Below are 7,802 nucleotides of genomic sequence, written 5' to 3' on the forward strand. Positions count from 1 at the left end.
GATCTCTATAGAAAAATTTATTTCTTAAATTTAGAATAATATTAAGAAATAATTTTTATTAAGATGAAGGGGGCAAAGGGTCAAAATTAAAAGTAATTTTGACTTTATAGAATTATGAATGAAAATAAAGATAAGGCGATAGATTTTGATAAAAAATTAAAAGAAAAATTAGGGAGAGACTTAAAACAAGAAATAGATAATGGTGAGTATGATAAACTAATAGACTATATTCTAAAGACTTATAATGAAGGGCTAAATGTGTTTTATGAGGAGGGTATTAAAGAATTTTTTGATAAATTTGCTAAAACAAATGATAAAAATTTAAGCTCTATAATAGGAATACTAGATTCACAAAGAGAAACAATAACAAATTTAAATAAAAAAATACAAAATCAAGAAAAGCGAATTGCTAAATTAGAAAAAGAAATAGAATTAATTAAAAAGAAATAAAATTAATTTTGAAAAAAATAGATAATAAATTGCAAATTATTTCAAAATGTGCTACATTACAGATATAAGTTAATAAAGATGAATTTAAAATATTCTTCAGGGCAGGGTGCAATTCCCGACCGGCGGTATAGCCCGCGAGCTACGATTGTAGTTGATTTGGTGAGATTCCAAAGCCGACAGTAAAGTCTGGATGAGAGAAGATAAAAAATGATAAAAACAAATTTAAGTTAGTTTTAGTATCATTTTAATTATTGAACGTATAGCCCTGATTATATCAGGGCTTTTTTGATTGTAAAAAAATGGTTATAAAATATGCTGATGTAAATTCATTATAGAGAAAGAAGGAATTCTTATGAAATTTGACTCAAAATCTCAAGAAGATAATTACTATATGAAAAAGGCTTTAGAGCTTGCGAAATTGGGAATTGGTGCAGTAAATCCAAATCCATTAGTAGGATGCATTATAGTTAAAAATAATAAAATAATTGGACAAGGATATCATATGGAATATGGTCAAGCACATGCGGAAGTAAATGCAATAAATAGTGCTAAGGAAGATATAAAAGATTCTACAGTGTATGTTACATTAGAACCTTGTTCACATTTTGGCAAAACACCTCCATGTGCAGATAATTTAATAAGGCATAAGGTTAAAAGAGTTGTAATTTGTAATACAGATCCCAATCCACTAGTAGCAGGAGGCGGAATAAAAAAATTACGAGAATCTGGAATTGAAGTTACAACAGGGATTTTAAAAGAAGAAGGTCTAAAGTTAAATGAGGTATTTTTTCACTACATAAAAAACAATAAACCATTAGTTATTTCAAAAACTGCTGTTAGTATGGATGGAAAAATAGCGACTAAACATATGGAATCTAAGTGGATTTCAAACGAAAAATCTAGACAAATGACGCATGAATTTAGAAATAAATATATGGCTATTATGGTAGGTATAAATACAGTTTTAAAAGATAACCCGAGTTTGACAACTAGGATAGAAAATCAAAAAACTAGAAATCCGATAAGAATAGTAATCGATACTAATTTAAAAATTCCTATGGACTTAAACTTAGTAAAAGATAAAAAAGCAAAAACAATAATTTTTACATGCAAAAACGACTTAAGCAAGATAGACTTACTCAAAGAAAACAATGTAGATGTATATATTTCACCAAAAGATGAATCAGGAGTAGATTTAAATTTTGTAATAAAAAAATTGGGTGAATTAAAAATAGATTCAGTATTAGTCGAAGGTGGAGCGACTTTAAATGACAGTTTATTTAGAAAAAATTTAGTTGATAAAGTTAAAATATTTATGGCTCCGAAGATAATAGGAGGAAAGGATGCACCTAGTTTTGTATCTGGAATGGGAATTGAGAGTTTGAGTGATGCAACAAACTTACATATTACAAATACAACAATGATAGATAATGATATTTTGATAGAGGCAGATGTAATTAAATAAATTTGATTACAGAGAGGAGGTATTATGTTTACTGGAATTGTCGAAGAAGTCGGAATAGTTAAAAATATTACGGCGAGTGGTAAAAGTGGGAAGATAAGAATTTGTGCAAATAAAGTTTTAGAAGATGTAAATCTAGGTGATTCTATAGCGGTTAATGGAGTATGCTTAACAGTTTGTGAAGTATTTCAAAATGAATTTGTAGCAGATGTGATGATGGAAACTGTAAGAGCGACAAATTTAAGCAAATTAACAAGAAATTCAAAAGTAAATCTGGAAAGAGCTATGAGCTTATCATCGAGATTTGGAGGACATATAGTTACAGGTCACGTGGATACAACAGGAACAATAATAGATTTTAAAAAAGAAGAAAATGCAGTTTGGATTAGTATAAAATCTGATGAAAGCTTTTTAGATTATGTCGTTTATAAAGGCTCAATAACTATAGATGGCGTAAGTCTTACGGTAGCTTTTGTAGATAAAAAAATCCTAAAAGTATCAATAATACCTCACACAAAAGAAAGTACAACGCTTTTAGAAAAAAAGGTAGGAGACTTAGTAAATTTAGAAAGTGATATTATTGGTAAGTATGTAAAGAGATTTATGATAAATTTTAATGAAGGTGAAAAAGAAAAAAATAAAAGTAATATAGATTTAGATTTTCTAATGAAAAATGGATTTTAATAATATAGGGGTGATTTTATGAGAAGATTTAATACAGTATTAGAAGCGATAGAAGATTTAAAGCAAGGAAAAATGATAATTGTTGTAGATGATGAAGACAGAGAAAATGAAGGCGATTTACTTATGGCTGCTGATAAAGTTACACCAGAGGCGATAAACTTTATGACTAAATACGGTAGAGGGCTTATATGTATGCCTGCCTTAAAAGAAAAATTTGATCAAATAAATCTACCACTTATGGTCAGAAATAACACAGATTCTTTTAAAACAGCATTTACTATTTCTATAGATGGAACAAATACAACAACAGGAATCTCAGCATTTGATAGATGCGAGACAATAAGACAGTTTGTAAATAAAGATGCAAAAGAATCAGATTTTAATACACCTGGTCATATGTTTCCATTAGTAGCAAAAGACGGTGGTGTTCTTGTTAGAAATGGACATACAGAGGCTGCAGTAGACTTAGCAAAAATTGCAGGATTTTCACCAGTAGGCGTTATATGTGAAATTTTAAAAGAAGATGGAACAATGGCTAGAGTAGATGATTTAATGAAATTTAAAGACGAGCATGATTTAAAAATAATAACTATAGCTGATTTAATCAAATATAGAAAAATTACAGAGATAACAGCAGAGAGAGTTAGTAGCGCAAAATTACCGACAAGTTACGGAATATTTGAAATAATCGGATATAGAGATAAATACAACGGTGAAGAACATGTAGCCCTTAAATATGGAGATTTAGACAGTGAAGATGTATTAGTTAGAGTACATTCAGAGTGTTTAACTGGGGATGCTTTTCACTCAATAAAATGTGATTGTGGAAAACAACTAAACTCTGCTATGGAGGCAATTGCTAAAAATGGAAGCGGACTTGTAATCTACCTTAGACAAGAGGGACGAGGAATCGGTCTTATAAATAAAATTAGAGCTTATCATATGCAAGATAAGGGATACGATACAATAGAGGCAAATTTAGTTTTAGGATTTGAAAATGATTTGAGAGATTTTAATATGGCTGCTCAAATATTAAAAGATTTAGGAATACATAGTGTAAGACTTTTAAGTAATAACCCAGATAAACTAGGTCAACTAGAGGAATATGGAATAAAAATAAATGAAAGAGTCTCAACAGAAGAAGAAATAACAAAATACAATATAGATTATTTAAGAACAAAACGAGATAAAATGGGGCATATGCTAGATATAGGATAAGAATATATGCTTATTATTAATATAAATTCAATTTAAATATCTCAGAATATGAAATATAGATTTAGATTAAATAGAGTATGTAATTATAAAGTAAAAATAATTTTAAAATATATAAATCAGTAAAATTGGGAGGAAAATAATATGATATATGAAGGAAAATTAAATGGAAGTGGATTAAAAATAGGTATAGTAGCAGCTCGTTTCAATGAGTTTATAGTATCTAAATTAGTATCAGGAGCACAAGATTGCCTATATCGCCACAATGTAGCAAAAGAAGATATCGAATTAGCATGGGTTCCAGGTGCATTTGAAATACCACTTGTTGCACAAGCAATGGCGAGAACTAAAAAATACGATGCAGTCATATGCTTAGGTTGTGTTATAAGAGGGGCAACTTCTCACTATGATTATGTTTGTAATGAAGTATCAAAAGGAATAGCAAAGGTGTCTTTAGATGAAAATATGCCAGTAATGTTTGGTGTAGTTACAACAGAAAACATAGAACAAGCTATTGAAAGAGCAGGAACAAAAGCAGGAAACAAGGGATATGATTGTGCTATGGGAGCATTAGAAATGGTATCTCTCTTAAAAGGAATAAAATAAACAAATTTTTATAATATATTATAAAATTTATAAATTAAAACTAGCCTAATGAGATTAATAAAATTTCTCGTTAGGTTATTTTTTTAAAAATAAGAATATTGTTCTTTTTATATATTAGTATTAAAATATAATTATAAAATGGGGGAAAAACCTTAATATGAGAGGCGAATAATATATGGATTCAAAAAAAATAAATTGTTTAAAGGGTGATGATGAAATAGATAATATAGAATTTATTGTTGCTACAGATTTGCACTATATCTCTCCAAAGGCAGACCCTGAAGGAGAATTAATAGAAATCTGTAAAACAAAAGGCGATTTAAAGCAAATGAGATATGCCTCTGAAATAATAGATGTACTTATAGACGAAGTTATCAAGTATAAGCCAAACGGGGGGCTAATTATATGTGGAGATTTAACATATAATGGTGAAATGGTAAGTCATATCGATCTTATGAAAAAAATACAAAAAATAATAGATAATAAAATAAACATATATGTTATACCTGGTAATCACGACATAAAAAATTATAATGCATATAAATATAAAGCATCACAAAAAGTACCGATAAAATCTGTTTTTCCAGAAATGTTTAAACAAATATATTTTAACTGTGGTTATGAAAACGCAAAAGATTTAGATGAAAATTCTCTTAGTTATGTAACTGAAATATCAGAAGATTTATGGCTTGTAATGCTTGATACTAATTTCTATCAAAATAACAATTGGAAAAACCCAGTTGCGATAAAAGGTATATTGAGTGATAGTACATATGAGTGGCTAGAGAAAAATTTAAAAGAAGCTAAAGAAAAGAATAAAAAAGTAATAACAGTTACACATCACAGCTTAGTAGACCATAATGATTTAATGAATAAAGGATATACATTAGAAAATAATCAGAGGCTTATAGAATTATATGCTAAATATGATGTTATCTTAAATTTAAGTGGACATCTTCATATACAACATATAAAACCAGGTTATAGCAAAACTACTAAGAAGAGAAAAATATACGATGTAGCTACAAGTTCATTAGTTGTATGTAGAAATCAATATGCCACTTTAAAATACAAGCCCAAAAAAGAAATATATTATAAAACAAGAGTAGTTGATGTTTCTAGATGGGCATTTAAAAAAGGTATCTTAGATAATAATCTGCTTCATTTCAATTATTATTCCTATAATTACGCATATACTCAAACGTATAAAAAAATATATTTTGAATTATTGAGAAGAAATTTAAGTGAATATGAAGCTAAAATGATGTCTAGCACATTGTCAAAACTAAATCCAGCCTTTTTCAGCGGTACAGTAGTTGAAATTTATAGAATAATTGAAGTAAGCGATAATTATAAAATCTGGTCTTTAGTCAGTGATATTTTTTATCATAAATATATAGATAGTATTATGAAAGAGAAAAAATATGACCATAATACACTTAGGCTATCTCTTAGAGAAGATGATGGGTCTTTTGGAGAAGTTATTTGGAATAAAGATAAAGGATGAGGATATGGATAATAGCTTAATACTTACGATTATTGATTTAATAGGAAAAAGTAAAACAAATACATTAATAGAAAAGGGATTTTTGAATGAATCACTAAATTTATCACAAGAAGATATACAAAAATGTATATCTAAATATAAAGAAATAGATGAAAACTTTGAAGTACCTAGCTTAGACAAAATAAAAACAACAATCGAAAATTCTATAAATACTTTATCTGAATCGTATAAGCTTGGTATAAAGTCGACTAATATTTTTAATGATGATTTTCCAACCAAATTAAAAAATATAAAAGATAGATCACTATTGATTTTTTATAAAGGAAATTTAGAATGTCTTTATGAAAAAAACTCAATAGCCATAATAGGCACGAGAAATCCAACAGAACAGGGAAAACAAGTAGCAGAAGATTTAGCAAAGTCTTATGCTAAAGAAGGTTTTGTAATTGTATCTGGGCTTGCAAGTGGATGTGATACTTTTGCACATATAGGCTGCTTAAAGTCAAAAGGCAAGACTATTGCTACATTGCCATGTGGACTAGATAAATGCTATCCAAATGAAAATAAAGATTTAGCAGATGAAATAATAAAAACAGGTGGATGTTTAATTAGTGAATACAAGATAAACACAAATCCTTCAAAAAATAAATTTATACAGAGAGATAGGCTACAAGCTGCACTTAGTTTAGGGATTGTAGTTGTAGAGTGTGCTGTAGAATGTGGAACTATGCATACTGTCAATTTTGCTAAAAAATACAACAAACAAATTGCTGTTTCAACTCACAAAGAGATAAAAAACGATATCGAAACAGTTAAGGGAAACTTATATCTTCTAGAAAATAAAGATGTAATTGACCTTAAAAATAAAAAAGACTATAAAAAATATAAAGATATATTATTAAAATAAAAGATAGATATAAAGAGAGACAGAAAAGTTTTCTAAATGCTTTTCTGTCTCTTTTAATAAGTAAGTTTAATAATATATCTAGTTATATTAATGTATTTTACTGCGCTAAAATTGATTTTATAAAGTTGCCTATATATATTCCTGGAAGGCTTAAAAAGAACCAAGTAATAGATGCTTTTAAGCAAATTTGTCCTAAAAAATTAAATTTCTCTAATGAATAGTCCCAAACATTTAAATGAAGAAAAATATTTACTATTATTCCAGTGATTAATTCAATTCCGGTAATTAATAAACAAGATATGATCATTTGTAATACTAAAGATATTTTAAATGGAAATTCATTTAGAGAAGATATTAAAACAAAGCAAAGTCCACCAACTAAAAACATTGATATATGAGAATAACCTCTATATGATATTTCAATCAAGACATATACAATTCCACCGATTAAAAATAAAACTAGATATTCACGCCAGATATTTAAATTTAACAAGTTTTCCACCACCTAATTCAAATTACTAAAAATACTTAAACTTATAGATATTAACAGTGTATATTTTTCGCATAAAGGTAAGTTTATATTCTTAGAAAAAATTTCAAAAGTAATAATTGGTATAAAGTTTTATATCAATTGAAAAATGGAAAACGATATCGAATATTCATAAGTTACATTAAAGATTGTTAAAATGATGACTATGGATAACGTCGATAAATATAATTAAAAATAAAGTTACTGTATAAAATCAAATCAAAATTAGAAAATATATAAGAAAAATTACAATAAGCATATATTTAAAGTAAAAAATAGATTTAAATTAATTAGAAAATAAAATACCAATATACAATATATGGTAATAAATGGCTTGACATCTAATAATCCAAGATAATATAATTAACCTCTGCATATAATACATAAGCAAATAAAAATATAATCGTTGAAATAACAATAATCCATCTAGGTAAGATAAGCC

General features: G+C 27.5%; 8 protein-coding genes and 1 riboswitch. Of the genes, 7 read left to right on the forward strand and 1 reads right to left on the reverse strand.

All coding sequences use genetic code 11. The annotated features are described in order from the left end of the window. Window positions 1-114: 114 nt before the first annotated feature. From I4U58_RS11360 to dprA, 7 genes are all read left to right on the forward strand, one after another. Window positions 115-450 (forward strand): hypothetical protein, encoded by a 336-nt coding sequence (locus I4U58_RS11360; RefSeq protein WP_195931464.1) that lies wholly within the window; start codon window positions 115-117, stop codon window positions 448-450. 88 nt (window positions 451-538) lie between these two features. Beyond that, a riboswitch (FMN riboswitch) is annotated at window positions 539-656 on the forward strand. A gap of 146 nt (window positions 657-802) precedes the next feature. Next, window positions 803-1,915, forward strand: coding sequence for a bifunctional diaminohydroxyphosphoribosylaminopyrimidine deaminase/5-amino-6-(5-phosphoribosylamino)uracil reductase RibD (gene ribD, locus I4U58_RS11365; protein ID WP_195931465.1), 1,113 nt, complete (start codon window positions 803-805; stop codon window positions 1,913-1,915). Between the two features lie 24 nt (window positions 1,916-1,939). After that, window positions 1,940-2,596: a riboflavin synthase gene (locus I4U58_RS11370; protein ID WP_195931466.1), complete on the forward strand. Its 657-nt coding sequence runs from the start codon at window positions 1,940-1,942 to the stop codon at window positions 2,594-2,596. Window positions 2,597-2,614: 18 nt separating this feature from the next. Beyond that, window positions 2,615-3,814: a bifunctional 3,4-dihydroxy-2-butanone-4-phosphate synthase/GTP cyclohydrolase II gene (locus I4U58_RS11375; protein WP_195931467.1), complete on the forward strand. Its 1,200-nt coding sequence runs from the start codon at window positions 2,615-2,617 to the stop codon at window positions 3,812-3,814. A 141-nt stretch (window positions 3,815-3,955) separates the two neighbouring features. Further along, on the forward strand, window positions 3,956-4,417 hold the full coding sequence (gene ribE / locus I4U58_RS11380) for a 6,7-dimethyl-8-ribityllumazine synthase (protein WP_195931468.1): 462 nt from the start codon (window positions 3,956-3,958) through the stop codon (window positions 4,415-4,417). Window positions 4,418-4,592: 175 nt separating this feature from the next. Beyond that, a complete protein-coding gene (locus I4U58_RS11385; RefSeq protein WP_195931469.1) occupies window positions 4,593-5,924 on the forward strand; it encodes a metallophosphoesterase in 1,332 nt (443 codons plus the stop codon). A 4-nt stretch (window positions 5,925-5,928) separates the two neighbouring features. Continuing rightward, on the forward strand, window positions 5,929-6,831 hold the full coding sequence (dprA, locus tag I4U58_RS11390) for a DNA-processing protein DprA (RefSeq protein ID WP_195931470.1): 903 nt from the start codon (window positions 5,929-5,931) through the stop codon (window positions 6,829-6,831). Window positions 6,832-6,928: 97 nt separating this feature from the next. Here the strand turns inward: dprA and I4U58_RS11395 are convergent, their stop codons facing one another. Beyond that, window positions 6,929-7,324, reverse strand: coding sequence for a hypothetical protein (locus tag I4U58_RS11395; RefSeq protein WP_195931471.1), 396 nt, complete (start codon window positions 7,322-7,324; stop codon window positions 6,929-6,931). Between the last annotated feature and the right edge of the window lie 478 nt (window positions 7,325-7,802).

It is taken from the genome of Clostridium sp. 1001270J_160509_D11 (assembly GCF_015667935.1).
GTDB lineage: Bacteria > Bacillota > Clostridia > Peptostreptococcales > Peptostreptococcaceae > Intestinibacter.

What these genes read in the sequence shown, in the direction of transcription:
- ribD (WP_195931465.1), top strand. Translation starts at nt 803, where the DNA reads ATGAAATTTGACTCAAAATCTCAAGAAGATAATTACTATATGAAAAAG.
- ribE (WP_195931468.1), top strand. Translation starts at nt 3,956, where the DNA reads ATGATATATGAAGGAAAATTAAATGGAAGTGGATTAAAAATAGGTATA.
- I4U58_RS11370 (WP_195931466.1), top strand. Translation starts at nt 1,940, where the DNA reads ATGTTTACTGGAATTGTCGAAGAAGTCGGAATAGTTAAAAATATTACG.
- I4U58_RS11375 (WP_195931467.1), top strand. Translation starts at nt 2,615, where the DNA reads ATGAGAAGATTTAATACAGTATTAGAAGCGATAGAAGATTTAAAGCAA.
- I4U58_RS11385 (WP_195931469.1), top strand. Translation starts at nt 4,593, where the DNA reads ATGGATTCAAAAAAAATAAATTGTTTAAAGGGTGATGATGAAATAGAT.
- I4U58_RS11360 (WP_195931464.1), top strand. Translation starts at nt 115, where the DNA reads ATGAATGAAAATAAAGATAAGGCGATAGATTTTGATAAAAAATTAAAA.
- dprA (WP_195931470.1), top strand. Translation starts at nt 5,929, where the DNA reads ATGGATAATAGCTTAATACTTACGATTATTGATTTAATAGGAAAAAGT.